The organism is Pueribacillus theae (genome assembly GCF_003097615.1).
In the GTDB taxonomy this organism is placed as follows: Bacteria; Bacillota; Bacilli; order Bacillales; family UBA6769; genus Pueribacillus; species Pueribacillus theae.
Genome location: NZ_QCZG01000041.1, coordinates 1 through 26,477, shown reverse-complemented (window position 1 = coordinate 26,477; position 26,477 = coordinate 1). Strand labels below are relative to the sequence as shown.

At 40.0% G+C, this 26,477-nt stretch carries 24 protein-coding genes; 1 reads left to right on the top strand and 23 read right to left on the bottom strand.

The genetic code is table 11. The annotated features are described in order from the left end of the window. Positions 1 to 55 precede the first annotated feature (55 nt). The 8 genes from DCC39_RS15560 to DCC39_RS15525 form a co-directional block, all read right to left on the bottom strand. The gene (locus DCC39_RS15560) at positions 56 to 1,132 is read right to left on the bottom strand and encodes a class I adenylate-forming enzyme family protein (protein ID WP_116555823.1); all 1,077 of its coding nucleotides are present in this window, start codon (positions 1,130 to 1,132) and stop codon (positions 56 to 58) included. A 14-nt stretch (positions 1,133 to 1,146) separates the two neighbouring features. Continuing rightward, positions 1,147 to 1,758 carry a flavin reductase family protein gene (locus tag DCC39_RS15555; RefSeq protein WP_116555822.1) on the bottom strand — a complete coding sequence of 204 codons (612 nt, stop codon included), beginning with the start codon at positions 1,756 to 1,758 and terminating at the stop codon, positions 1,147 to 1,149. A gap of 241 nt (positions 1,759 to 1,999) precedes the next feature. After that, a complete protein-coding gene (locus tag DCC39_RS15550; RefSeq protein ID WP_116555821.1) occupies positions 2,000 to 2,647 on the bottom strand; it encodes an NUDIX hydrolase in 648 nt (215 codons plus the stop codon). A 21-nt stretch (positions 2,648 to 2,668) separates the two neighbouring features. After that, a complete protein-coding gene (locus tag DCC39_RS15545) occupies positions 2,669 to 3,997 on the bottom strand; it encodes an MmgE/PrpD family protein (protein WP_116555820.1) in 1,329 nt (442 codons plus the stop codon). Between the two features lie 93 nt (positions 3,998 to 4,090). Then, positions 4,091 to 5,509 (bottom strand): SLC13 family permease, encoded by a 1,419-nt coding sequence (locus DCC39_RS15540; RefSeq protein ID WP_116555819.1) that lies wholly within the window; start codon positions 5,507 to 5,509, stop codon positions 4,091 to 4,093. A gap of 46 nt (positions 5,510 to 5,555) precedes the next feature. Further along, the gene (locus DCC39_RS15535) at positions 5,556 to 6,386 is read right to left on the bottom strand and encodes an HpcH/HpaI aldolase/citrate lyase family protein (RefSeq protein ID WP_116555818.1); all 831 of its coding nucleotides are present in this window, start codon (positions 6,384 to 6,386) and stop codon (positions 5,556 to 5,558) included. Between the two features lie 23 nt (positions 6,387 to 6,409). After that, the gene (locus DCC39_RS15530) at positions 6,410 to 7,675 is read right to left on the bottom strand and encodes a TRAP transporter large permease (protein ID WP_116555817.1); all 1,266 of its coding nucleotides are present in this window, start codon (positions 7,673 to 7,675) and stop codon (positions 6,410 to 6,412) included. Continuing rightward, complete coding sequence (locus DCC39_RS15525; protein WP_116555816.1) at positions 7,663 to 8,160, bottom strand: TRAP transporter small permease; 498 nt, start codon at positions 8,158 to 8,160, stop codon at positions 7,663 to 7,665. Before DCC39_RS15525 ends, DCC39_RS15530 begins: the two co-directional genes overlap by 13 nt. Positions 8,161 to 8,445: 285 nt before the next feature. Between DCC39_RS15525 and DCC39_RS15520 the strand changes: the two genes are divergently transcribed. Beyond that, positions 8,446 to 9,489 (top strand): DctP family TRAP transporter solute-binding subunit, encoded by a 1,044-nt coding sequence (locus DCC39_RS15520; protein ID WP_116555815.1) that lies wholly within the window; start codon positions 8,446 to 8,448, stop codon positions 9,487 to 9,489. A 163-nt stretch (positions 9,490 to 9,652) separates the two neighbouring features. Here the strand turns inward: DCC39_RS15520 and DCC39_RS15515 are convergent, their stop codons facing one another. From DCC39_RS15515 to DCC39_RS15445, 15 genes are all read right to left on the bottom strand, one after another. Next, positions 9,653 to 10,849, bottom strand: coding sequence for a CaiB/BaiF CoA transferase family protein (locus DCC39_RS15515; protein ID WP_240613672.1), 1,197 nt, complete (start codon positions 10,847 to 10,849; stop codon positions 9,653 to 9,655). A 115-nt stretch (positions 10,850 to 10,964) separates the two neighbouring features. After that, positions 10,965 to 11,630, bottom strand: a complete 666-nt coding sequence (locus DCC39_RS15510) for a GntR family transcriptional regulator (protein WP_116555813.1) — start codon at positions 11,628 to 11,630, stop codon at positions 10,965 to 10,967. 133 nt (positions 11,631 to 11,763) lie between these two features. Then, the gene (locus DCC39_RS15505) at positions 11,764 to 12,930 is read right to left on the bottom strand and encodes a mandelate racemase/muconate lactonizing enzyme family protein (protein ID WP_116555812.1); all 1,167 of its coding nucleotides are present in this window, start codon (positions 12,928 to 12,930) and stop codon (positions 11,764 to 11,766) included. Positions 12,931 to 13,024: 94 nt separating this feature from the next. Further along, positions 13,025 to 13,579 (bottom strand): Fe-S-containing hydro-lyase, encoded by a 555-nt coding sequence (locus DCC39_RS15500; RefSeq protein ID WP_116555811.1) that lies wholly within the window; start codon positions 13,577 to 13,579, stop codon positions 13,025 to 13,027. A 12-nt stretch (positions 13,580 to 13,591) separates the two neighbouring features. Further along, positions 13,592 to 14,434 (bottom strand): fumarate hydratase, encoded by an 843-nt coding sequence (locus DCC39_RS15495; RefSeq protein WP_116555810.1) that lies wholly within the window; start codon positions 14,432 to 14,434, stop codon positions 13,592 to 13,594. A gap of 261 nt (positions 14,435 to 14,695) precedes the next feature. Then, positions 14,696 to 15,856 carry an acyl-CoA dehydrogenase family protein gene (locus tag DCC39_RS15490; protein WP_116555809.1) on the bottom strand — a complete coding sequence of 387 codons (1,161 nt, stop codon included), beginning with the start codon at positions 15,854 to 15,856 and terminating at the stop codon, positions 14,696 to 14,698. Between the two features lie 15 nt (positions 15,857 to 15,871). Next, a complete protein-coding gene (locus DCC39_RS15485; RefSeq protein ID WP_116555808.1) occupies positions 15,872 to 16,666 on the bottom strand; it encodes an enoyl-CoA hydratase/isomerase family protein in 795 nt (264 codons plus the stop codon). 222 nt (positions 16,667 to 16,888) lie between these two features. Beyond that, positions 16,889 to 18,589 (bottom strand): thiamine pyrophosphate-binding protein, encoded by a 1,701-nt coding sequence (locus tag DCC39_RS15480; RefSeq protein ID WP_116555807.1) that lies wholly within the window; start codon positions 18,587 to 18,589, stop codon positions 16,889 to 16,891. A gap of 165 nt (positions 18,590 to 18,754) precedes the next feature. Further along, complete coding sequence (locus DCC39_RS15475; RefSeq protein ID WP_116555806.1) at positions 18,755 to 19,900, bottom strand: thiolase family protein; 1,146 nt, start codon at positions 19,898 to 19,900, stop codon at positions 18,755 to 18,757. A 19-nt stretch (positions 19,901 to 19,919) separates the two neighbouring features. Then, the gene (locus DCC39_RS15470) at positions 19,920 to 20,975 is read right to left on the bottom strand and encodes an acyl-CoA dehydrogenase family protein (protein ID WP_116555805.1); all 1,056 of its coding nucleotides are present in this window, start codon (positions 20,973 to 20,975) and stop codon (positions 19,920 to 19,922) included. Continuing rightward, a complete protein-coding gene (locus tag DCC39_RS15465; RefSeq protein WP_116555804.1) occupies positions 20,972 to 22,129 on the bottom strand; it encodes an acyl-CoA dehydrogenase family protein in 1,158 nt (385 codons plus the stop codon). The genes DCC39_RS15470 and DCC39_RS15465 overlap by 4 nt, the downstream gene beginning before the upstream one ends. Before the next feature lie 43 nt (positions 22,130 to 22,172). Beyond that, positions 22,173 to 22,991 carry an enoyl-CoA hydratase/isomerase family protein gene (locus DCC39_RS15460; RefSeq protein WP_116555803.1) on the bottom strand — a complete coding sequence of 273 codons (819 nt, stop codon included), beginning with the start codon at positions 22,989 to 22,991 and terminating at the stop codon, positions 22,173 to 22,175. A 449-nt stretch (positions 22,992 to 23,440) separates the two neighbouring features. Next, positions 23,441 to 24,643: a CaiB/BaiF CoA transferase family protein gene (locus DCC39_RS15455; RefSeq protein ID WP_116555802.1), complete on the bottom strand. Its 1,203-nt coding sequence runs from the start codon at positions 24,641 to 24,643 to the stop codon at positions 23,441 to 23,443. A gap of 24 nt (positions 24,644 to 24,667) precedes the next feature. Next, entirely contained in the window at positions 24,668 to 25,945 is a 1,278-nt protein-coding gene (locus DCC39_RS15450) for an acetyl-CoA hydrolase/transferase family protein (protein WP_116555801.1), read from the bottom strand. A gap of 92 nt (positions 25,946 to 26,037) precedes the next feature. Further along, positions 26,038 to 26,427 carry a TRAP transporter large permease subunit gene (locus DCC39_RS15445; protein WP_455431037.1) on the bottom strand — a complete coding sequence of 130 codons (390 nt, stop codon included), beginning with the start codon at positions 26,425 to 26,427 and terminating at the stop codon, positions 26,038 to 26,040. Between the last annotated feature and the right edge of the window lie 50 nt (positions 26,428 to 26,477).

Genomic DNA, 26,477 nt, shown 5'->3' with positions numbered 1-26,477 from the left:
TTGTTTCCGGGTACTTGACAAATCAAGACATTGTGTTTTCAAGTAGATATTATTTTCATATCAAAATATCCACTTCGATTTCTGAACTTACCCTCTGCCCTCCAGCTAAACTTCTTTTTTCGAGCGAAGCTTCAGGATTTCCAATAAATAGTAAAGAACCTACTTCTGTCATCCCGTAGGGTTGAACAGCTTTTATATTCGGAAAAATATCTGAAATCTTTTCGATAAATAATCGACTGTTCGAAGAGAAAATTGCATACGCTCCAATTCTTACAGATGATAAATCAAAATCCAACTTGTTTTCTTCAAAAAACGGTGTAATCATACCATCTACCCCATTAAATACCGTGCATTTATACTCTTCAATCATTTTCAGAGCATCAAAAGGCTTATACCTTTCCATCGGTACAACACAAGCGCCCATTGTTAAGCTCGCAAAAAGGGTGTTTAATCCGAATATTCCACAAAAGGGAAGAGCCCCTAGCACAACATCTTCAGAGTCTATGCGGAGATACCTAGCAGCATTATATGAATGTTTTATGATCGTTCTCTGTGGTAACATGGCACCTTTTGGACGAGATGTTGTACCAGAGGTATAATAAATATTGAAAATTGACTTTGGATTTGAAGATTCTTTATCAAATGATTCGTAGCCATCACTATTCTCATGAAAGAAAGTAGTTAAAAGCTCAGATTTAATTTTACAATCGGAAGTTGTTTCATCCGTTGATACTACATATTTTAAATGCGGAAACAGTTCTGCTTTATTTTGGAACAACTGCCCAACGATTGCCTCATAATTGTATCCTTCAAATTTTGGTTGAAAAATGAACATTTTACTTTCGGAGTTTTGAAGAATGTACTCCAATTCGTGAACTTTATAACGAAGATTTAATGGAATGACCGTCACTCCGATAAGCCCAGCCGCTAATTCGATTGTAATCCACTCAATTGAATTGGGCAGCCAAACTGAAATTTTATCTCCAGGTTCCATTACCTTTTTCAAGCCTGAAGCCAATTTACAACTTTTTTCAATCAACTGCGCATATGTAATAGGTTTATTTCTAGAAATTACAGCTGGATTTTCTCCGTATTGCTTCATTTTATAAAATAGTTCGTTCACTGTCTCCACCTGAAGCAACCTCCTTACTTTAAGCCTTGATAACGTTTTCTTTTAATTGAAATGACATTTTCACAAATCGCATACAGATTACCCGCCATACGGCCAACTGGTTCGAGACCTTCCCATTGTATGCGATAGCGATCCATTAAAATGTCCTCATCTACTTGAAATAATACGACCTCTCCAATAATGAATGAATCCGGTCCTTTACCAAGTTCAACAATTTTATGTAATTTACATTCGAATTGAATTTTCGATTCAGCAACACTAGGCGGCTGCACCATCATACTTTTTTTCTCGTGTAAACCTACTAGTTCAAATTCGCTGATTTCTGGTGGTGAATCTATCGAAGCATCACTCACTTTATCAACAAAATTTTTAGAAACAATATTAACAACAAATTCTCCTGTCTTACGAATATTACGTAACGTATCTTTATCTCCGTACGGACCCGGCATCGCAGTAAAACCAATCATTGGAGGGTTCACCGAGACACAAGTGAAAAAACTAAATGGCGCTACATTGTTACATGATTTTCCTTTTGTTGATACAAACGCAATTGGCCTGGGTAATATTGAGCCGATTAACATTTTATATTTTTCTTGCTCATTAAGTTTTGATGGATCAATTTGCATCTTGCACTCCCCCTACATGTATTGCAAAAGTTCCTCTTAAACGCTTCCCTTCTTAAATATATTCTATTCGCAATCCCCATTACCTTCTTGATAGTAATTGTATTGGACATCTTAATCATCCTAAATAAGCATTCAAGTTATTTTAAATAGATTACTTTGGTTATGTTTTATGAAATGTAAGCTCGCCGATCGGCGAGCCTTGTAAGGCGAAAACAGCATCAGTTAACCCAGCTATGTGTTTTTAAGGCATCATCAACGGACCGCCCTCTTTATAATTTATAAGGGTTTGAAGCGCAATAACGGTGGCATTCGCCATAGATACCTTTCCTTCTTTAAACGCTAATAATGCTTCGTCTGGAAAAATCCAACAAGCTTCATCTATTTCATTTGTATCAGGTTTTGGAACTTGATCCTTTGGAAGCTTGGCGAGGAAAAAGCGTGTATCAAAGCGAAAAGGCCGCCATTCTGGGGTTATCCGATGCCCGAAGTACTTTAAGCTCCCAAGATCAAGATGAAGTTCCTCCTGCTTTAACATTTGTGAAAATGAAATTTCTTTGTTAACAAGTTGCCTGCGATACTCCATCTCTGTTTTTCTTTTGAATTGAAGTGGTAGTCCATCTTCGCTGCTGCAAAGTAAAATTCCAACTTCTTCGAATAATTCTCTGGCTGCAGCTATGTAATAAGCAAAACTGAACGGTTCACTTTGTGTAAAGTTTCTTACATGTTCACTCTCTATCACATGATCATTGTCTTCGAGATCTACTGAACCACCTGGAAAAACATGAAAACCACCCATAAATTTCATCGTGATCGGTCGCTTTGTCAAATAGACTCTTAACAGATCATCCACCAGAACGACTGTTGATGCAGGCTTGGGAATCTTTGTCATGATGTTCTCCCTTTTATTGAATTAGTTATTATTAATGATACTTAACACATCAGTCAATGATGGGACATTTTCCAGATTCATCATTTTGTTAATGAGTTCTTGAATGGCTTCTATTTGTAAATGTTCTTGGCATAACTTTGTAAATTTTCGATTAATCATTTGTTGGGTCATTGGGTTTTCCAGACTGCCTGTCGCATGTTCAATTGTGACGTTATGACTAAAACCTTTGTAAGTCTTTAAAGTGGCTTTCACCATATCTTTGGCAATATTTTCGTTTACGACCGGACGTATCTTTTTTCTAAAATCAATGGTTTGAGGTGCAAGAACTTTATCTTCTTTGAACTGGGCTTCAGATGCATCTTTTTCAAGAAAAGCAATGGCTGCCGCGTGATAGATGCTAAATTTCCCTTCAAGCCCGGTTTGTGGATTTTCTTTTGCGGTGAGTTCAAGGACGTAGGGATGAACGTTTAAAATAATTTCTTTCACATCTTCTGGTTTCGCTATCTCGCTAAGCTTGATGCATGCATCAATTGCGGGATGAAGAACAATCCCACAGGCATAAGGCTTGAAAGCATTTTTTTCAAATTCCCAAACTTCTCCCCATTTGTCTAGAATTTGGGTTAAATCACGTTCCGGGCTGTAAACATTCGCAAATCCCCGTTTTGCTTCGATAACTTGTTGAGAGCTTGTGAAACCTTTTTGCGCGAGTAATGCAGCCAATAAACCATTTTGCGCTGCTTTTCCAGGGTGGAAGGATTTTGTCATCGTTCCAAACATTTCACGCAATCCGAACGACTGCGTTCCAGCGATACCTAAAGCCATTGCCGTTCTGTCCTCGTCAAGATTTAATAAAACACTAGCTGCCGCCGCAGCACCAAAGGCTCCCGTACTTCCTGTGATATGATAGCCTAGCTGATAGTGAGAAGGATAAATGGCATTACTGATTCTTAATTCCGTTTCACACCCTATTATAAATGCATGGATCAGCGCTTTTGGAGAAAAATGATATTTCTCGCCAAGAGCAAAAACAACCGGTGCAACGGGACCACTCGGATGATGGATTGTCGGTAAATGCGTATCATCAAAATCAAAAATATGAGACGACGTGCCATTAATGAGAACAGCAGAGAGCAAATCTGTTTTTCGGTTGCGGCCCAATACTGTCACTTCAGTAGATTGATTATTTTCTTGGATAACATCCATCAAAATATCAATGGTTTCATGATCGATAGCACCAATCGTAACACCAAGCCAATTTAATAGACTTTTTTTCGCATGTTCAATTACACGATCAGGCAAATCCTCATAATTTGTATTCAAAATACGCTTAACAAGCTGTTTTGTGACCAATTGTCTCACTCTCCTTAACAATTACAGTAGGATTTCTTTTTTCACCTTTTCAAAGGAAGTTTTGAGCGAAAGGTATAAAATCCAATATGTCTGCTAAAGCAGTCCAATCCACTTCCACCATGTCATTGCAACAACGATCGTTGCAAGAATAGAAATGATGGAAGCATAAAAACCAGGTTTTAAATAATCTTTTTGCTCAATCATTCCCGTACTATGAATGATAAGATTTGGCATTGTTTCAACGACTAAGATAAAACCATACAAGCTCGTTAATCCTGTCGTTAAGCCTAGAACCATCGGATCTACCTTTGCATTCGAAGCCAGTGTTAACACGATCGGTATAAGCGTCACTACAGCTGTTGAAACATTTGAGATTAATTTATGAAAAAATTGGGTGAAAAGGATAACACAAATGACCGCAACTAACGGTGACTGCATGAAAGAATAGACCCAGTCTACACTTAAAAAGCTGCCAATCGTCTCGACAGCACCCGAATCAATTAAAGTATAGCCCATGGACAGCGTCACACTAAGCAATAGTACGGTGTTATAATTAATGTTCACAACCTTCTCCCACTTCGCACACCCGATCCCAGGGAGTGTCATAATGACTACCCCTACCAAAGCTGGAATGCTGGGATGAAGATGATGTAAAGGCTCTGTCATCCATAGCCCTACAGTAAAAAGTAGGATAAGGAAACAACGAATTTCGGTTTTGTTCATTTTTCCTAGTTCTTTAATTTTTTCATCCATTTCCTTTTGTATCGCAGGAAATGAACGCTCTTCCCTGGATAATGGATACATCTTCAGTATTAAATACCATATGGACGGAATCAAGAAAAGCCATAATGGGAATGTATAGAAAAACCATTGAAAGTAAGTAATTTTTATCCCTGCATATCGGCTAAGCAGTTCCACCGTTAGGATATTTCCGATGGCGGCTGTCATCACTGCTGTTCCACTAATATTTCCCGCAAAAGCTGAACCAATAAGAATCATTTTTCTTAGATTGGAATTAGGTTTTGCATCCAATACTTTAATGATCATTGAAAGGATCGGCAGCATCATCGTCGTACGTACGGCAGTTGCCGGAATAAAAAATGCTTGAATCTGAGGGATGATAAATAAACTGCTAAGCAATCCTTTTTGATGATGTCCCCACTTTTTTAATATTTTGTATGTAATCCTTTTTATTAAGGGGGTTTCATTTACTGCTTTTGCGAGCATCATTCCAGCAATGATCAAATAAATGGCAGGAGAAGCAAAACCACTAAAAATTACTTCAGTCTCAGCAACATGAAAAAGCAACATAAGAAGTAAAATAATCAATGCCGTCAGACCGATAGGTATAGGCTCTAGCGCCCAGAGAATCACGCCAAAGCAAATGATTGACGTTACAGTTCGTGCAGGAAAAGAAAAAGCGTCAGGTAAGCAAAAAAACAAAAGAATAAAAACTGTGATTGCAACAAGTACACTCACAGCTTTTTTAATATTGTGATGCTGATCTTTCATTTTAAAACCTTCCAATCTATCAATGGACATTTTTCAAAGAGCGCTGCTATGATAAGGTATTTGCTCGTTCTTTGATTTGTAGCGCTTGTCTATAGACAGGATAGTCAATCATCGTACCGTCTAAATCAATCGCTGCCAAACCTTTCTTTTCTGCTCGTTCAAATGCCGAAATGACTTTTTCTGCCCAATCAATTTCACTTTGAGTTGGACTGAAAATGCGATTTATTGTCTCCACTTGCTTTGGATGAATACATAATTTAGCATAAAAACCTAAGCTTTTTACCCGTTCAGCTTCCATCGTTAACCCCTTTTCATCACGAAAATCAGAAAAAACGGTATCGATGGGAGGTTTTATACCTGCTGCCCTTGAAGCAACAACAAGTGTCGATCTTGGAAATAACAGCGCTTCTTCACTCTGTAAATGTGAAATTCCAATATCCAAACAATAATCAAGCGCCCCAAAAGCAAGGCGTTTCACCTTTGAAGAGGCTGAAGCAATTTCATACGCATTTAATATTCCTTTTGCCGTTTCAATTAATGGGATGATCGCTTGATTCGATAATTCTTTCTCTAACGCTCGTATTTCTTCAGCACGATTCGTTTTAGGCAACATCACTCCAAGAAACGGGTGGCTTGCAACAACATGTACATCCTTTTTCCAAAAAGGGGTATTCATGTCGTTTATTCTCACATACAATTTCTTCTTAGTTGCTGAAAGGTCTTTTAATAGTTTGTTAACATCGTTCCGTACTTTCTCTTTTTCTTCAACAGCCACGGCATCTTCTAAATCAATAATAACAGCTTCCGCGTTACTATGTAATGCTTTTGCAACACGATCCGTCCGATTGCCTGGAACAAACAAGTATGATTTTTCCATTTTTTATCCTTTCTTCCGAGTCCTCACTCAATTAAAAATAATGAAAGTTGAGGAACGAGAATAATAACAATTAAGACCGCAATGAAAATAACGAAAAAAGGGAGTACACCACGTATGACATTTTCAACCTTCTCTTTTGCAATCCCGCTAACGACAAATAAATTCAATCCTACAGGCGGGGTAATCATTCCTAATTCCATATTGACGACCATGATAATCGCGAAATGAATGACATTGATATCAAGCGCACTTAATATAGGCAAAAAGATCGGCAATGTGATAAGAATAATAGCAGTCGGTTCTAAAAACATTCCAAGGACAAAAAATAATAGATTAACAACAACGATGAAAGTTAATTTATTAAATCCACTGTCACTCACCCAAGCAGCAAATTGCTGTGGAACTTGCTCTGTCGTTAAAAACATTCCGAATACTAAAGCAGAAGCAATAATTAAAAAGATCATCGCTGTTGTATTTACAGACTCAATCACGATTTTCTTGAACTTTCTTAGATCAAGTTCACGGTAAACAAAAAACGAAACAATGATTGAATACAGTACTGCTAAAAAAGAGGCTTCTGTTGGTGTTACCACTCCCATATAAATACTACCTAAAATCAATACAGGCATGATTAATCCCCAAATTGCTTTCAAAGTAGGCTTCCAACGTTCGGAGAGAGGTACCTTTTCTAACCCTCCATAATTATTTTTATGCGCTACAATTATGGCTGAAACAATAAGAACACCGCCTAAAAATAAACCAGGTACGATACCAGCGGTAAATAGTTTACCAGTTGATTCCTCTGCTACAGAGCCGTAAAGAATCAAAGGTATGGATGGCGGGATTAAAATGCCTAATGTTCCTGCGGTAGCAACAAGCCCCATTGCGTATTTTTTTTCATATCCGGAATTTACCATCATAGGAATCATAACAGCGCCAATTGCCGCAGCTGTAGCAGGGCTAGAACCAGAGATTGCCGCAAAAATCATACAGGTTACTACGGTTACAACCGCCAATCCCCCTTTGACATGGCCAATCCATGCACGTATACAATCAATTAAATATTTAGAAATACCACCTTGCGCCATAATTAACCCCGCAAAAACAAAACCAGGAATGGCCATTAAAGTTGTGCTATTCACACCTGTAAACATTTTTTGCACCACGGTGTCAAGTGAGAAGCCGACCATCCATAACGCAATAATGCTAGACATACCTAAACTAATTGCTACGGGTACTCGAAGAAATAATAATAAAAACAATAATCCAAGTAACACTACTGTAGCCATTCTGGATCAGTCCCCTCTTGTGTTTCCCTTTTGTTAAAAAGGAAACGATACGCTTTTTCAACAAAACGAATGAATAATAAAGCTCCACTAATCGGCATAATCAAATAGTAAATCCAAATTGGGAAACCAGCATCAATTGTCTTGATGCCTTGCTTAAAGGCAACTAACACCATATCGGTTCCAGTCCAAATAAAGAAAATACTGAAAGCGATTCCAAAAATCAACGTAATCATTTCAAAAATCTTTTTCGTTCTTTCACCAACCTTGTCAAACAGAATGTCAATCGAAACATGTTTGTCATCCCTAAGCGCTGTGGCAAATCCTATAAATATTGCCCATACAAGAAACATCGTAAAAAATTCAGTCGCCCAACTTTGTGAATTCCCTACTACGTAACGCATGAAAACAGCGAATAAACTAATTGCAATACCAACAAGAAAAAAAGTAATGACAAAAACATTCTCAATTTTAGTTAATAACTTCAAAGTATTACTGACCTCCCTTATTAAACGAATTGTATTTTGGATACTATTTTAAAAATATAATAATATACTATAATCAATAACACAAGACTAGAAATTAAGACTTTTCTTACTTTACTTCTTAATAACCGTGTGCTAGAATAAATTGTATCCAAAAACCACAGAAGGATGTAAGCCCTTTCACACTACAAGTATACTAGTCTTGGAGGTGATGTCAAATAAAATACAAAATTATTTTTCTTGCCAATTTTCCCAATTTAAAAATTTTATAAGGAGGCAACCTTCGTAATGAAGAAAAAGCTGTTTGGATTGATTGCATTCTTGTCTATTTTAATATTAGCCGCATGCGGCGGCTCTTCTGAAAAAAGTGATTCAAGTAACGCAGGGAGCGAGAACGATGGAAATGATATTCAAGAATTAACGATTAAGTTCTCCCACGTTGTAGCAGAAAACACACCTAAACACCAAGGTGCTCTTGCTATGAAAGAATATATTGAAAAAGAATCTGACGGTAAAATTAAAGTTGAAATTTATCCTAATAGTTCATTATTCGGTGACCAAGATGAATATCAAAACTTAGTCGCTAACAATGTACAGTTTATCGCACCGGATCTATCTAAGTTTGTCGGACAAAATCCTCAATTTAATGTGACTTCTCTTCCTTTCGCGTTTCCAAGCGATGATGAAGCCATTGCTTTTTGGGATGGAGAAAAAGGACAAGAGATATTAAGAAGCCTAACTGATGATGGAGTGCTTGGCCTATACATGTGGCCAAACGGCGGCAAACATATGACAAATGCTAAAAAACCCATAGAAAAGCCTGAGGACTTAAAGGGCATGAAATTCCGTACACAAGGAGGACAAGTACAAGAAGCCATATATTCTGCACTGGGTGCCGGCTCCGAGTCTATTCCTTTTGGAGAGTTATATACGGCACTTGACCAAGGGGTAGTGGATGGACAGGATAACACACTAAGTAACATCGAATCTAAAAAATTTGATGAAGTACAGAAGTATATGACTATTATGAATCACAATCGAGTTGATTATGCGGTCTTCACTAACACTAAATTTTGGGATAGCTTAAATGAACCAACAAAAGAAATTATTGAAGCTGGTGTTGAAAAAGGAACAGAAAAAGCTCGTAGCGAAGCCAAAGCACTTAATGATGCCGCATTAGAAACAATTAAAGAACGCGGGAATGTCAAAATTACTGAGCTAACACCTGAACAAATTGAAGTATTTAAAGAAGCTTTACAACCGATTTACGACCAATTTGAAGACGAAATAGGCGCTGACGTATATGAGGCTATACGTGCGGTAAGTGAATAAATTTTTATAAAAATTAAGCTAGAGCTGCATGATAAAGGCTCTAGCTTATTTTATAAAATAAAAGTTTAAATTTGCTCTTTCGCAAATTTAGACCAATCCGGCCTATGACTTCTGACTTCTAAAGAAAGACGCAATAGCGTTTTTCTTATTTATGCTCATCCCCTCAGTCATTCTTTTGAATGATTCCTTTTTCGATCAACTCGTCGATCGTTTCCTGATTGACTCCTCTTTCTTTCAAAATTGCTTCGGTATCTTCGCCTAAGAGCGGCGGAGCCTTTTTAATTTCTAAAGAGGTTTTTGATAATTGAAACGGCAATCGAGGGATTTTCAAATCGTTTATTTTACGATGTTGTATTTCTGTTAGCATGTTAATGCTTTCGGTTTGTTCATTCGTCATAATGGCGGAAACCGGTTGAATCATTGAGCTTGGTACACCTGTTTCCTCAAATTTCGTTATCCAATACTCCGACCTTTTTGTTTTTAAGATTTTTTCGATTAAATGATTTAATTCTTTACGGTTCTTGACCCGATCCAAATTCGTTTTGAATCGCTTATCTTCAATCCATTCTTCTTTTCCAATGACTTTGCATACTTTTTCAAATAATGAGTTGTTTGAAACACCAATCATCACTGGATTATCTGCTGTCTCATATGCTCCATACGGGGCGAACGATGCATGATTTGATCCGAGTTTAACCGGTTCCTCTCCTGTTGCCATATAGGCGAGCATATGATACCCCATCCAAAAGATACCGGTTTCATAGAGTGATGTTTCTACCTTTTGTCCTTCTCCAGTCTTTAAGCGATGATAAAGCGCGGAAATAATTCCTATCGCTCCCCACATTGCGCTCCCTTGGTCCAAAATGGAAACTGCAACCCTTGCAACACCTTCATCTTCTGAACCGTTTATTCCCATTATACCTGTATCAGCTTGAACAATGGCATCATAGCCAGGTTTATATCGTTTTATCCCTTCTTGGCCATAAGCTGAAAGGGAACAATAGATCAAAGCTGGGTTTATTTCTTGCAAGTCTTGATAACCAAATCCCATTTTTTCAGCTTTACCAAAACGGAAATTTTCAACAAAAACGTCTGCGTCCTTTACAAAATCATAGACGAGTTTCTTTCCTTCTTCACTTCTAATATTAATAACAATGGATCGTTTGTTCCTGTTGATATTTAAGTAATAGACTCCTTCTCCTTTCCATAAAGGGCCCATCATCCTAGAATCATCACCAATATCCGGCTTTTCAATTTTAATCACTTCAGCTCCTAGATCTGCTAAAATCATCGTCAAACTTGGACCAGAAACATTAGTGGTAACATCAATAACGCGAATTCCTTGAAGCGGTCCAGCCAAATTCATGTACCTCCCAAAAAAATAATGATAAAGCAACTTTGTCTATAGGATACTGGATACAATTTACTTTGTCCAGAAGAGAATGATTGACGCTTAACCCTTCTGTTCTTATAAATTACGAATGATTAATAATCGTGATTAGTTTATCTCGCGTTCTCAAAATATGTTCCTCCATTACTTCTTTTAATGCTTCGGAATCTCCACGCTTTACATATTCGAGCATTGATTCGTGCTCTTGGAGCGAGTCGTTCAAATGATTGACAAGAAGACTCGGAGTATATGGTGGAATTCCTTTCCATAATGTATCGATAATCCCATGTATTCTTCTCCAAGGACAACCCGATCTTAAAATTTTGTGGAACTTAGCATTTAAATTCATGTATTTTTCCACGTCAATTTCATCCACTTTTAATTTTGCCATTTCGTTATTCAATATTTCCAATTCTTGAACATCTTCTTCATCTAAATGCGGTAATGACATTTCAACTGCTTTTCCTTCTAACATCGCTCTCAACTGATAGATCTCTTCTATATCTTCTTTTGAAATCGGTGTCACAATGGCTCCCCGCCTTGGCTCAATACGGACAAGCCCTTCAACTTCAAGTTGGCGCAGAGCCTCACGAATAGGCATCCGGCTAACTCCTAATTTTTCTGCCCACTCTTCTTGAATTAATCGTTCACCCATCTTAAAGTGGCCTTTTAATATCGCTTCTCTAAGCTTAGTTGTTACTTTAAATTGTAATGTCGCTCGATCTTGCTCAGTCAACTGGAAATTCTCCATATGATCCCTCCGTTAGCGTTCTTATTTACAACATTTCTTCTATTTTAACACCAATTGTTTCTTCAATAAACTGAATGATTGCTGTTAAATCCATTTGTGCATCGTCTTCTGACCAAGCTCGTTTTCATGTGCATTATTCAGCTACTGAACGAAGTAAACTGATTAAATTAGATTTTGCTTCAAATCCAATTCCAGGGATATCTGGTAAACCTACATACCCATTTTCTACCGGGTAATCATCAGCAAAACCACCAAATGGTTGAAATACCCCGGGATAAGATTCATTCCCTCCTAGCCCTAGTCCAGCGGCAATATTTAGTGACATTTGATGCCCTCCATGTGGGATACATTGACGGGGAGACCATCCATGCTCCTCGAGCATTTCCAAGATTCTTAAATATTCGACTAAACCATAGCTTAGGGCGCAATCGAATTGGAGAATATCCCGATCCGGCCTCATCCCCCCGTAGCGTATCAAATTCCGTGCATCCTGCATTGAAAAGAGATTTTCACCTGTTGCCATCGCAGGTTTATAATGATTTGAAAGTTCAGCTTGCAATTTATAATCAAGCGGATCGCCCGCTTCTTCAAACCAAAATAAGTTATACGGCTCCAATTTTTCTGCATATTGAATCGCTGTTTCTAAATCAAATCTGCCGTTAGCATCAACAGCGAGGGATTGCCCACTAGGCACTAATTCAAGGACAGCTTCAATTCTTCGCAAATCCTCGTCTAAACTGGCACCGCCAATTTTCATTTTAACGACGGAATATCCTAGATTTAAATAATGCTTCATCTCTTCTTGCAATTTCTGAATATCCTTTTCAGGACTGTAATAGCCCCCAGCTGCGTAGACGAAAACATTTTTATCTATTTTACCCGATCGATAACGATCTGCAAGCAATTGATAGAGGGGTTTCTCTTCTATTTTCGCGACGAGATCCCAAATCGCCATATCAAGTACTCCAACTGCAACAGAACGTTCTCCATGGCCGCCAGGCTTTTCACCAGTCATTAAGACATCCCAAATCCGATGTGGATCAAAATTTGTTCCTTCAGGATTTAATATTTCATCAGGCTTTGCTTGCATTAACCTTGGAATAAAACGCTCTCTGAGCAATCCACTAGGAGCATATCGACCATTTGAATTAAATCCATAACCAATCACAGGTCTCCCGTTTTTTATCACATCAGTTACTATTGCAACGACTGAAGCATTCATCTTACTAAAATCGATATACGCATTACGTATGCTTGATTTAATGGGTACAGCTTGTTCTATAATGTCTACAATTTTCAAGTTCAATTCCCCCTTGGTTCATATAAGCAAATTTTATGAAAGGAACAATCTTTGAAAAAACGAATGTACGGCAAATAGATTATCGTCTATTTTTTTAACGTTCCCGATATTTTTCAACTCCAGCTTGATACAAATCACCACCGTACATATCATTGATTACAATCACTGGAAAATCTTCAATGGTAAGTTTTCGAATGGCCTCTGTTCCCAAATCCTCATAAGCAATTAATTCTACCGATTTAATGGAACGAGATATTAGAGCTGCAGAACCGCCAACCGCCCCCAAATACACGGCTTTGTTATCGACAATCGACTTTTTCACTTTTTCGCTGCGGTAACCCTTTCCTATCATTCCTTTCAACCCTTTTTCCAACAGGAACGGGGTATATTTATCCATTCTGCTGCTCGTTGTCGGACCCGCGGATCCAATCACTTGTCCTGGTTTTGCAGGTGTTGGCCCGACATAATAAATGACTTGGCCTTCAACGTCAAATGGAAGTGATTTCCCTTCTTTGAATTCTTCGATCATTCTTTTGTGGGCAGCATCTCTAGCTGTGTATACCACTCCTGATAACAGCAATCGATCTCCTACACGTAAAGAAGAAAGAATATCATCATCATAGAATGGAGTTTTTATTCTTTTTTGCAAAATTGTCCCTCCTTATAAGGTGGTCTGTTTGTGCCGGCTTGCATGGCAGTTTAAATTGACTGCAACCGGCAGAGCAGCGATGTGGCAAGCTTCAACTTCAATTTTGACATCCAGTGCCGTCGTGCTGCCCCCCATTCCTTGAGGGCCAATGCCTAATCGATTAATCTCAGTCATTAATTCTTCCTCTAGAGAAGCAATGGTTTGATCAGGATGGCGCTCACCAAGTGGCCGAAACAGCGATTTTTTTGCTAAATAGGCACATCGTTCAAAGTTTCCGCCTATCCCAACTCCGACGACTAAAGGAGGACATGCATTCGGACCTGCCACGCTTACAATGTCCAGAATATATTCTTTCACTCCTTGCAATCCGTCAGATGGTTTTAACATTTTAAGATCGCTCATATTTTCTGCACCGCCGCCTTTAGCAGTCATATGAATGGTCAGGCGATCACCTTGTACTAATTCAATATGCACAATACTAGGAGTATTATCTTCTGTGTTCTTTCGTTGCAGGGGATCTCTCACTATTGAATTTCTTAAATAACCCTCGCCATACCCTTTTCGTACTCCCTCATTAATCGCATCGTATAAACTGCCTCCCTTAATATGGCAATCTTGCCCTAGTTCAACAATGAATACTGCAGTTCCGGTATCTTGGCACATTGGCACAAGATCGGTTGAGGCGATAGTAGCATTTTCAATTAATTGATTTAGGATATCTTTTCCCGTTTCAGATTTTTCTTCTTTTATGGCTTTTTTAAAGGCTGCCATGACATCTTCGCCTAAGTGATAATTTGCCTCAATACACATTGTAGAAACGTTTTTTACGATATCATCATAATGAATTTCCCGCATATCCAGGCCTCCTTCTTCTAATACTATTTCAAACTCTTCTAAAAAAAGCTATTTTAGAAATGGTATATTGTATCCAAAATATTTTGTGCATAATGAAAAGGGATGAAGAGCATCTATGGAACTTTTTTCAATCTTTTAAAATATTGTTTTACCATTCTGACTTTTCAGGTTCCTTGGATGTTCAATAATCCACCTTGGTTCAGACACAAATTTACTGTCTGAACCAAGTCTTTTTATCAAGTAGCTATTTTCGAGGATAGATCAGAAAGAGCGTGGCATGCCAAGAACGTGCTGGCCAACATAACTAAGGATAAGATTATTCGTTACAGGAGCAACGACGAACAGTCTCGCTTCTTTGAATTTGCGTTCAATATTATATTCAGTCGCAAATCCATATCCGCCGTAAGTTGTCATCGCGGCATTCCCTGCTTTCCAAGCAGCTTCAGAAGCCAAATATTTTGCCATATTTGCTTCCGCACCGCAGTTTATTCCTTCATCAAACATTTGGGCTGCTTTGTCACGCATTAATTTCGCTGCTTCAATTTCCATGTAAGATTGGGCAATCGGGAACTGCACACCTTGGTTTTGGCCGATTGGGCGATTAAAAACGACTCTTTCACTTGCGTATTGAACAGCCCGATCGACAAAGTAAAAACCGTCTCCGATGCTTTCAGACGCAACGAGAATTCGTTCGGCGTTCATGCCACTAAGGACGTAACGGAAGCCTTTTCCTTCCTCGCCGATTAAATTTTCTACCGGTATCTCCGCATTTTCGAAAAACACTTCGGTTGTTGAGTGGTTAATCATCGTGTCAATAGGACGAATCGTAATATTGTCCTTTTGATCTTTCATGTCAAGAATAAATAAACTCAAGCCGTCTGTCTTCTTAGCCACTTTGTCTTTAGGAGTCGTTCTTGCTAAAAGAAGCATAAGATCCGAATATTCTGCGCGGGAAGTCCATATTTTTTGTCCGTTGACGATATAGCGTTCGCCTTTCTTTTCAGCAAACGTATCGATATTCGTTGTATCACTTCCAGCGGTCGGTTCGGTTATCCCAAAAGCTTGAAGGCGAAGTTCCCCACTTGCGATTTTCGGCAAGTAACGTTGTTTTTGGTCCTCGTTACCGTGGCGGAGAATCGATCCCATCGTGTACATTTGTGCATGTCCTGTTCCTGCATTTCCTCCGGAACGGTTGATTTCTTCTAGAATGAGGCCAGCTTCTACCATTCCTAGGCCTGCTCCGCCATATTCTTCAGGGATAAGGACTGAAAGCCATCCTTCATCAGTTAACGCTTTAATAAACTCTTCAGGATATGATTTCGTTGCATCAAGATCCCTCCAATAAGATTCAGGGAATTTTTCACATAGTGCCCGGACACTGCTTCTAATTAATTCCAAATCTTTTTCTGTACTTTTTGCCATTTTCTTTTCCTCCCTTTACTTTCCTTGCCAATTCGGCTGTCTTTTTTCATTGAAGGCTAATACACCTTCTAAACGATCTTCGGAATCGGCGCATTGATAATACGCTTGAAGTTCAATTGTAAGAGCTGTCGTGATGTCAGTTTGAAGACCATTGTTTATCGCTTTTTTAAGATTTTGAAGTGAGAGCGGGGCATTTTTTGCAATGCTGGCAGCAAGGTTGTATGCTGTCTCCATCAGCTTTCCGCTTTCGGCGACTTCGTTTAAGAGGCCGATTTCTTTTCCTCTCTCTGCCGTGAATTGCTTGCCGCTAAATAAAATTTCTTTTGCAATTGTGACAGGTACAGCCCTTGGCAATAGCTGTGTCCCTCCAACGCCAGGAATGATGCCCAACGTTGCTTCAGGAAGGCCAAATTTCGCATGGGCGGCTGCTACTCTTAAGTCACAATTTAAAATCATTTCCATTCCGCCGCCAAGCGCGTAACCGTTAATCGCTGCAATAACCGGGTACGGAAAATCACGGATTAGCATAAATGCTTCTTCAAAAATATCGTGCTGCGCTCTCCAAGCTTCTTTTGTCATGCCATTGCGTTCTTTTAAGTCCGCACCAACACAAAAAGCTCTTTCACCGGAGCCGGTGATGACGAGCACTCGGCACTCTTTATCTTTATTCAATTGCTTTAAGCATTCGACTAAATCAATTGCCATTTGTGTGTTTAACGCATTCATTGATTGAGGCCGATTTAGCGTTAACGTGTAAACGCCTTGAGCCTTGCTGTTTTTTTCCAATTGGATGGTTTCCCAATTCGGCATATGTAAAAAACCTCCTCATTTATTCAATTCTATAGTAAAGTATGCCCTCCTTTTACCTTCTACTTTTAGGATATCGGATCCAAAGCTATTTGTCTATTTCAAATATATTAAAATCTTTCTTAGGATGGAATAGAAAACGAGAGTTCTCTATGAGAATAAACTCTCGTTTATAGCAGAAATGCAAACATCCAAACAAAGAAACTTTTACCTAAAATAATTTTTCTATTCATTAAATTTTCTAGGCTTATAATTTGGAACCGCTCCAGGAGTTCCCGCATATTTTTTTGCAACCGGACCTACCGTTTTCATATCTACGACGATTAATGACGGCTTTCTTCGTGACACCGCAGCTTTCAATTCATTCTCAAACGCTTCTGGCGAGCCAATCCTTTTTGATACAAAACCCATTGACTCTCCCAGTTTCACAAAATCCGGGCTTAAAAGATCAACACCTACTTGTTTTCCAAACGTTGCATCCTGAATCCCCCTCAATACTCCGAATCCTGAATCATCAAATAGCATAACAACAATTGGCAGGCCTTCTTGTGCGGCTGTAGCCATTTCACCGACGTTTACCATAAATCCGCCGTCCCCAGCCATCAAGGCGACAACGCGATCTTGACAACCAACCTGTGCCCCAATGGCAGTTGGAAGCCCTTGTCCAATTCCGCCGCCAGCCGCATAGATGGATGTTCTCGGCTCATATGTTTCAATGATCCTGCTTCCCCAAGAACTTGCAGGAACTGTCACATCGCGGACAAATATAGCATCTTTAGGCAAAATTTCTCGAATGCTCTTTGCAAAATGCTTATACGGTCCTAACGTATCAAGCAATGTTTCACGGACTTTGTTTCGTATTTCTTTCATTTCTTCTATATATTGCTGTTCAGGATGGACCTCTTGTTCTGAAAGGTGATGAATGATTTTTCTTAATACTTGTTTGGCATCCCCAACGATTCCATAGCTTACATCGTAGTTTAAATTAAATGCATTCCTATTCGAATCGATTCCAATATGTTCCTCTGGGACAAACGACTGCCAAAGGGCGGTCTCAGTGCTTCGAAATTGGGTTCCGACACTAATTAAAAGGTCAGACTTCTTTATAAAGCTGCGTACATCTTCGGTAGAGGTAAAATAACCGATACACTGCGGATGATCTTCAGGAATGGAGCCTTTGCCTGACTGGCTTGTCACAACCGCAGCTCCAATTAATTCCGCAAGTTCTTTTACTTCATTAGCCGCACCGGATTTAATCACCCCTCCTCCAGCCCAAATGACCGGACGGCGAGAGCTCGAAATCTTTGAAATAACGCCACTAGGCAAAACAACATCCAGCTCGGTATGGTGACTCGCATTATAGCTTTTTGTTTCAATAATGGTGCTGTTCGGAACAATTGCCGATTGAAGATCGATTGGTATTTCTAATGTAACCGGGCCGCTTGGCGCTGCAAATGCCTCACCTATTGCTCTTCGTGTTAATGGAACCGCTTGTTCTGGTTTGCGCAGCCTGTAAGCTGCCTTGCCTGCTGCTTCCATCATGGAAAGCTGATCTTTGCACTCATGAATGTATTGCCTTCCAAGATGTATGTATGGGCTTTCAATTTCCCCAGTAATATGAAGAAGTGGAATTCCTGCATTCCATGCCTCAACTAAAGAACCTGCGGCGTTCCCAGAACCTGTGCCTGTACTTGTAATCACGACACCTAATTTTCCGGTTGCACGAGCATAGCCATCTGCCATGTTGACCGCACCGCTCTCTCCACGCGCAGTGACCAAACGAATACTTCCCTCGCGCGAAATGGCTTGATAGATTGGTAAATTATGAATACTTACGATGCCAAAGGCAACTTCTACGCCTACGCTGACGAGTTCTTTTACTATCGCATCAGCAGTTGTAAATATTTCTTCCACTTGTTCGGTCATTTCAAATCCCCCTATTGCAATCTCGTAGTTTGCTAATACATTTAATTATACCAATATTCTATTGATATAGGTTTTACCCCATAAATTTTGTTCGTAAAATGATGAGCTTGTTCTCCTTTATCAAACAGGAAGAGCCCTGGTTGGGCTCTTCCTCTTCTTTGCTATTTAAAGCCTTTCAATTATCGTCGCTGTAGCCATACCGCCACCGCAGCACATCACTTGCAGCCCATATCTCTTTTCCATATCTTCTAGTTCATGCAACAATGTTGTCATAATTCTCGCCCCACTAGCTCCTGTTGGATGCCCGATTGCAATCGCGCCTCCGCGTGGATTGACCTTTTCTTCATTCACATCGAGTTCTTTCATCCATGCAAGTGTGACAGAAGCAAAGGCCTCATTGCATTCATAAATATCGATATCATCAACAGTTAGGCCAGCTTTTTTCAAGATTTTCTTTGTGGCTGGAATTGGGCCAGTTAGCATCATTGTTGGGTCTGATCCGATGACTTCTCTTGCGATGATTTTTGCTCTTGGCTTCAATCCCAATGCTTCGGCTTTTTCTCTCGACATAATTAATACCGCTGAAGCACCGTCGCTAATTTGGCTGGAGTTTCCCGCAGTGATTTTTCCGTTTTCAATAAATGCCGGTTTTAATTCGCCTAATTTTTCCATTGTAGTCGTTGGGCGGATGCCTTCATCCTCTTTGACGAGAATTTTCTCTCCACCTTTTGTTGCTTCAAAAGGAAGGATTTCCCTTTCAAACGACCCGCTTTTTCTCGCTTCCTCTGCAAGCTGATGGCTTCTTAGAGAAAAACGATCGAGCTCTTCACGGGATAGGTTCCATTTTTCAGCGATTCTTTCGGCTGACTCTCCCTGAGGAATCAATTCATATAAATCCCGTAATTCTGGCGGCTCTGGTACACGGTCTGTGCCTAGCGGATGCCTTGTCATGTTTTCGATGCCGGCTGCAATGGCAACATCATAATCCCCTGCAATCACTCCTTGCGCCGCCTGGTTTACCGCTTGTTGGGAAGAGCCGCATTTTCGATTTAGTGTTGTCGCCGGCGTCTCTTCGTCCAGTCCAGCAATTAATGAGGCAATCCGTGCGATGTTATTGCCTTGTTCTTCATTTTGAGTGACACAACCAACAATGACATCTTGTATTTCTTTTGGATCAATGCCTGTCCGGTCGACAAGACCTTTTAATACTGCTGACAGTAAGTATTCTGATCTTGTCTCTGCGTAAACTCCTTTTCTTCTGCCTACCGGCAAACGTACTGCTTCTACAATAACTGCATCACGATTTCCCATTTTCATCACCTACTTTTGGTTAATTTGTAATAAATGACCAAAGTCCCTCTGAACCGTTTTGAATGATCTGTTCACCGAGACGCTCAGCCCACTCGCTTTCTGAGCCGAATTCATCCCGCCAAGACCATAGCCTTCGAGTGCTTTGGTGAAGAATATGTTCATCCGTGAATCCAATCGCCCCGTGAACTTGATGCGCAATCGGCGTAACGATTGAAGCGGCATCAGAAACACGAATTTTGGCAACCGTTATATCGTCTGATGGTTCACCTGTAAATGATTCAATGGCTGTATCAACCGCAATTGCCGCAGCTGTCACTTCAGCAGACATCACTGCAATATGCTGCTGAATCGCTTGAAACCGGGAAATGGGCCTTCCGAATTGCTTTCTTTCCGTTGAATAAGCAATGGTTAAATCAAGGACCCTCTCCAAAGCGCCAGCCATAAGCACCGTCTTCGAAAGCGTTCCAAAATAAAGCATACGCTCAAGCAATGGGTCATTGACTGAAAAATAGTTACCCTCATTCACAACGAAACTCTCTATTTTCACTGTATCTCTTGGCTCACCTGCCAGGTTTTGATCATGATCAATTTGGCATTGTTTCGAGTCTACCAGAGCCATTTTGTAGCCGTTTTCAGATTTGCCAATGACTAAAATGGCTTCTGCAATACGTGCCCAAGGCACTTTTCTAATCTTCCCTGAAACAGACATGCCCCCCGAAGCAGCGGTAAATGTTACTTCATCCTTTTGCTCAATAGGCATGATTGTCAGCGGCTGTTCAGATGGTTCTTTTCCTTTTTCTGACAGCAGCCAATTGACAAGCAATGTTTCCACAATCGGAATAGGTGCAGAATACTTGCCACATACTCTTAAAATATTTAGCGCATCGCCATAATCTCCGCCAATTCCACCATGTTCTTCAGATACAGCAACGGCTGTCATGCCAGACTCTGCCATTGTGTTCCAAAGCTGTTCAGACCACGCTTCTTCTTCTGCTTTATTGACAACGTCCTTCGTGCTTAAATCATTTAAAATTTTTGTAGCTGAATCGATCATTAACTCTCTCATTTCGGTCATCTGCCTACAACTCCTTTTGCCACGATACCACGCAAGATTTCTGTCGTTCCGCCTCTCAATGTAAAACCTGGTGAATGCAAAATCGCTTGTGCCATCAGTTTTTCAAATTGAGAATCAGAAGATGTTGATGGTGACGATGAAATGAGCAATCTTGCTGTTTCAGCTACATCTTTTTCAAATTGGGTGCCCAAGTCTTTGACTAATGAAGCCGCAATATCAGGAGTAATCCCTTCTTCAAGAAGCCCTGCAACGCTTAGAGACATTTGGCGCAATGTCCGCAATCTCGCGATCAATTGCCCTACTGCCACTTTTGCATATTTATCCGCATCGTTTTCAACCACTTTAACTAATTCTTTTAATAAAGGATACGTGCTTAAAAAACGTTCGGGTCCGCTGCGTTCATAAGCAAGCTCCGCCATTCCCTGTTTCCATCCGTTTCCAACTTCGCCGATTAACATATCGTCCGGAATAAACACGTCTTCAAAAAGAACTTCATTAAAATGATGTTCACCCGTCATGAGCCGAATCGGATTTACCGTCACTCCAGGCGAGGATAAATCTATGATAAATTGGCTTAACCCATCATGCCTTTTTTCTGGATCACGCGGTGACGTCCTCACTAGCGCAATCATGTAATGGCTGTGGTGGGCGCCGCTCGTCCAGAGCTTGCTTCCATTCAAAATCCATCCGTTTTCGGTTCTTTTTGCCATCGATGAAACAGAAGCAAGGTCTGAACCCGAATTTGGCTCACTTAAACCGATAACAAAATAGCATTCGCCCTTGGCGATTTTCGGCAGGAAGGATTCACGTTGTTTTTCGGTGCCGTAACGTAAAATTAAAGCGCCTGATTGGCGGTCAGCAATCCAATGCCCTGCAACCGGGGCACCGGCAACCAATAGTTCTTCCGTAACAACAAAGCGCTCAAGCGCCGTTCTTTCATGTCCTCCGTATTTTTTTGGCCATGTCATCCCGATCCAGCCGCGTTCCCCAAGCTTGCGGCTGAACTCTTCAGAAAAATATCCGAGCCAAGAATCACATTGTGGTTCAAAAGTATTCGCTTTCAGTTCCTCCGCTATAAATTCCCTCACTTCCTGCCTTAACGCCTCGGCGTCTTCAGGCAGTTTCTTTACTGGCAGCTGTAGTGCTTTATGCAATGTCTTCACTCCTACGTAAAATATGTCATGAACCCCTAGATGATTAATTGAATTTAGGCTTTCTTTTCTCAATAATCGCTTGGAGGCCTTCTTGATAGTCGGGATGTTCCGTTACCAAACCCATGAAAGAAGAAACCATGTCGAGAGACGTTCTTAAATCTGTTTTCAAACCTTGATATACTGTTCTTTTGGTGAAGCGCATTGCTTGCTGCGGGCCTCTTGCAAGACGGTTTGCAAACGCCATCACTTCATCCATCAATGCTTCATGAGAACACACACGGGTAACCAAACCTATTTTCAGCGCTTCCTCCGAATCTATGATTCTTCCGGTCCACAGCAGGTCAAGCGCTTTATCAATGCCAATAATGCGTGGCAAATAATAACCGCCGCCATCTCCCGGCACAATGCCGACATTGACATAACCTTCTCCAAATCTGGCTGTATCCGAAGCAAAACGCAAATCACATTGAAGAGCCATATCCAAGCCTGCTCCAATCGCATCTCCATTAATCGCTGCAATCGTCGGTTTATCAATTTCTTCCATTAATAGCGGGATGCGCTGTATATAATTCCAGAGGCTATTTTTTCTTTTTAACCCTGTTGAAACAAAATCTTTATCCACCTCTTCATTCAAATCAACAAATCCTTTTCCTTTTTTCATTGATTTGACGTCCCCGCCAGCGCAGAAAGCTATTCCATTTCCGGTTAGCACTAATACTCTAATCTCATCATTGTCTCTTACTTCTTCCAATGACTCTTTCCATAACCGTATCATCTCTAAGCTAAAAGCATTTCTTGAATCCGGCCGATTTAAAGTAATTGTTGCAATACCGTCTTTTACTTCAAACAGTAAATCTTTCATTATGATAGCCCCCATTCTTGTTAACAATTAATGTACCGATATTCGGTATATCATACCTATATTTAAAATTTACCATTGTTTATATTTAAAATCAATAATAAATTTTCTAAAAACACGTGTTCAAAAAGGAGGTCAACGAGAGGGTATTCCAACTAAATGCAGGCCATGTCCTTGTGGCCAACGTTGAAATGTCGCCATCCTGGCTCCGTCGAGGAAGTGCAGATCTGATCACCACTGCGTATGTTTGTAGGATGCGTGAGGAGCGGAAGAGCAAGCTGACGTAGAGATTCGCAGCCTATTAATGAAGTTCGACTAAAGGCATCACTTTCTTGATAACGTCGAACTGACTTACCTCCTGTAAGCCTCCGGACTTTTTGAACATCCTTTAGAAAATACCTCTCTAAAACGTTAGGTGACTTGTCTTAGAAAGGTATGTTTCTTTTTAATTTTTAATGATTTTCAAAACGGCCAACTGCGCCTTTTTCAGCCAATTTGTTAATTTCTTCTTCGGAATAACCGTATTCTTCCAATATTTCATTTGTATGTTCACCGAGCAACGGCGGATGGCTTCTGACTGTAATATCAATATCTGAAAATTTAACAGGGAATACCGGCGCTCTTAATCCTTTAATAAACGGATGAGGGATATCTTTAATCGTTTCACGGGCAATGACTTGCTCGGAATTGATTACTTGCTCTACTGTATTAATCGGGCTGCACGGCACACCGTTCGCTTCCAAAGCTTCGATAATGTCGCTGGCCATTTTTTTAGCAAACCGCTCATTCAATATTGCGATAAGCTCTTCTTTATGGGCTACGCGATCTTTATTTACTTTATATTTTTCAATTGCCAATAAATCATCAAAACCGAGCGCATTACAAAATTTCACCCACAAGTTATCATTCGCGCAAGCTACGATCACATATTGATCTTTTGCCTTCAATGCTTGATAAGGCACCAATGACGGATGGCCCGACCCCATCTGTTTAGGATATTCACCAGTCCCAAGAAATGCCGGAACAAGATAATTCATCATCATCACTTGGCCGTCAAGAAGGCTGCAATCAATGTATTGGCCTTTCCCTGTTTCCTTCCGGTGCAATAATGATGTGACGACGCTCATCGCTCCCAGCGTTCCAGTCAATAAATCAACAACAGAATACCCGGCTTTCACAGGTGCTCTTCCTTCTTCACCTGTCAGTCCCATCATGCCCCCGTATGCTTGGATCATTAAATCATAGCCAGCTTTGTCTTTAAAAGGGCCAGTCCGGCCAAAGCCTGAAATAGACAGATAGATAATAGATGGATTGATTTCTTTGATTGCTTCATAGCCGAATCCGAGCCTGTCCGCTGTGCCTGTCCTAAAGTTCTCTATAAGCACATCACAGTCTTTGGCGATTTTTTTAATAATTCCAATTCCTTCTTCAGATTTTAGATTTACGGTGATGCTGCGTTTGTTGCGATTGTTCGCTAAATAAAAAGTACTTTCTCCGTCCCATTCCGGCGGTGTAAAATGCCGGGATTCATCCCCTGAAAATTTCTCGATTTTAATCACTTCTGCTCCGAAATCACTGAGCATCTGGCCAGAAAATGGGCCAGCTAATGTTTGAGCGACTTCTAACACTTTGATTCCTTCTAATGGTAATGACATATGATTCCCTCCTGCTAAATTGTATTATAATTTCGCCACTTTTAATTGTTCACGCAATTCATCACGGAAATCTGGGTGTGCGATTGAAATTAATTCTGCGGCACGCTCTTTAAGTGACTTTCCGAATAAACTTGCAACACCATATTCAGTCACGATGTAGTCCACCTCGGATTTTAAGGAAGTGACACATTCTATAGCAGCTTTAATTCTTGATTTTTTTCCGCCTTTTAATGTTGAAGGGAAGGCAATAATTGACTTTCCACCTTTCGAATTCTTCGCTCCGCGAATAAAGTCCATTTGCCCGCCAACACCTGCAACAGTCGTATTTTTAATCGATTCTGCATTAATTTGGCCCGTAAGGTCAACTTCCAACGCAGAGTTTATCGCATAAAAATCATCGATCTGCCCAATGATCTTTCCATTATGGGTAAAATCAGCCGGATGGAGTTCAACCATTGGGTTGTTATGTACGTATCGAAATAATTTTTCTGTGCCAAGCAAAGTGGTACAAACGATTTTATTCGGAACCACACTTTTTTTGCTATTTGTAATAACACCTTTTTCGATTAATTCTATGACCGGATCGGTGATTGAGCCAGAATGCACACCAAGTTCCTTTTTGTCCTTTAAAGAATATAATACGCTGTTCGGGATATTTCCGATTCCCCATTGAATCGTTGCGCCATCTGGGATTAAGTCCGCGACATTTTCACCAATTTTCTTTTCAACATCACTGATTTTTCCTTCAGGAATTTCTAGAAGAGGACGCGATGATTCAACAAAGCAGTCGATTTGATCCACATTGACTAATGTTTCGCCATGAGTAAACGGCATTTGGTCGTTTACTTCTGCAATGACATAATTAGCTTTCTCGACTAAAGCATGAATGGCTTCAACAGAAATTCCCAAGCTGCAATATCCATCATCATTCGGAGGCGACACTTGGATCATCGCCACATCAACCTCTGATTGTTTAATAAGTTTAGGAATTTCAGATAAATTAACAGGAACATAATCACAATCGCCGTTTTGCATCGCATTCTTTAAGCCAAAAGTTGAAAGAAAAGCACGAATTTGAAAATACGGCAAACATTCTTCTTGTGCATATAGCAACGGACTGCCTGCGACATTTACAAATAAAGTAGACCTTTTTAAACGTTCCTTTTGATTAACTAATTCTTCCACTAATGTTTGCGGTTCACTGCAATATGCTGCAAGATAGATGTTTTGATTTTCGCCAATTTGTCGGATCGCTTCTTGAACAGACAATGTACGAGATTGATATAATTTCTGCCAGTCCATTATTTCATTCACCCTCTTTTGAATAAATAGTTCCTTACTTTCCTGAAAAAAGTTTCAAGAAAGAAGGAACTTATTTTTGTATTATGAAACATTCATTTCATATTCATATTAATACATATTGCTCGGTAAAAATATAGCAATGTCAGGGAATAGNTGAATATTACAGCACCTTTAAAGATTTCACCTAATGAAAGCTCAGGCGCTGCTCCCCTTAACACAAAACAGTTCATGCCAACAGGTGGTGTAATCATAGCAAGTTCAATAAGTATAACGATAATGACACCAAACCAGATGAGATCATGCCCCATTGCAGTGATAAGCGGCAGAATGATTGGAATTGTGATCACAACCATCGCTAACGCGTCCATGATTGCTCCCAAAATGAGGTACATCAGGACAATAATCGCAAACAACAGTGCAGGCGGAAGTGATAATCCATTCAGAAGATCGGCTAAGTAAATCGGGATCTTCGTAATCGTCATAAAATAGTTTAAGAGAAAAGCCATGATGATAATCGCGAATAAAAACCCTG

What these genes read in the sequence shown, in the direction of transcription:
- DCC39_RS15555 (WP_116555822.1), bottom strand. Translation starts at nt 1,758, where the DNA reads ATGCAAATTGATCCATCAAAACTTAATGAGCAAGAAAAATATAAAATG.
- DCC39_RS15550 (WP_116555821.1), bottom strand. Translation starts at nt 2,647, where the DNA reads ATGACAAAGATTCCCAAGCCTGCATCAACAGTCGTTCTGGTGGATGAT.
- DCC39_RS15540 (WP_116555819.1), bottom strand. Translation starts at nt 5,509, where the DNA reads ATGAAAGATCAGCATCACAATATTAAAAAAGCTGTGAGTGTACTTGTT.
- DCC39_RS15535 (WP_116555818.1), bottom strand. Translation starts at nt 6,386, where the DNA reads ATGGAAAAATCATACTTGTTTGTTCCAGGCAATCGGACGGATCGTGTT.
- DCC39_RS15530 (WP_116555817.1), bottom strand. Translation starts at nt 7,675, where the DNA reads ATGGCTACAGTAGTGTTACTTGGATTATTGTTTTTATTATTATTTCTT.
- DCC39_RS15520 (WP_116555815.1), top strand. Translation starts at nt 8,446, where the DNA reads ATGAAGAAAAAGCTGTTTGGATTGATTGCATTCTTGTCTATTTTAATA.
- DCC39_RS15510 (WP_116555813.1), bottom strand. Translation starts at nt 11,630, where the DNA reads ATGGAGAATTTCCAGTTGACTGAGCAAGATCGAGCGACATTACAATTT.
- DCC39_RS15495 (WP_116555810.1), bottom strand. Translation starts at nt 14,434, where the DNA reads ATGCGGGAAATTCATTATGATGATATCGTAAAAAACGTTTCTACAATG.
- DCC39_RS15490 (WP_116555809.1), bottom strand. Translation starts at nt 15,856, where the DNA reads ATGGCAAAAAGTACAGAAAAAGATTTGGAATTAATTAGAAGCAGTGTC.
- DCC39_RS15485 (WP_116555808.1), bottom strand. Translation starts at nt 16,666, where the DNA reads ATGCCGAATTGGGAAACCATCCAATTGGAAAAAAACAGCAAGGCTCAA.
- DCC39_RS15480 (WP_116555807.1), bottom strand. Translation starts at nt 18,589, where the DNA reads ATGACCGAACAAGTGGAAGAAATATTTACAACTGCTGATGCGATAGTA.
- DCC39_RS15475 (WP_116555806.1), bottom strand. Translation starts at nt 19,900, where the DNA reads ATGGGAAATCGTGATGCAGTTATTGTAGAAGCAGTACGTTTGCCGGTA.
- DCC39_RS15470 (WP_116555805.1), bottom strand. Translation starts at nt 20,975, where the DNA reads ATGACCGAAATGAGAGAGTTAATGATCGATTCAGCTACAAAAATTTTA.
- DCC39_RS15460 (WP_116555803.1), bottom strand. Translation starts at nt 22,991, where the DNA reads ATGAAAGATTTACTGTTTGAAGTAAAAGACGGTATTGCAACAATTACT.
- DCC39_RS15455 (WP_116555802.1), bottom strand. Translation starts at nt 24,643, where the DNA reads ATGTCATTACCATTAGAAGGAATCAAAGTGTTAGAAGTCGCTCAAACA.
- DCC39_RS15450 (WP_116555801.1), bottom strand. Translation starts at nt 25,945, where the DNA reads ATGGACTGGCAGAAATTATATCAATCTCGTACATTGTCTGTTCAAGAA.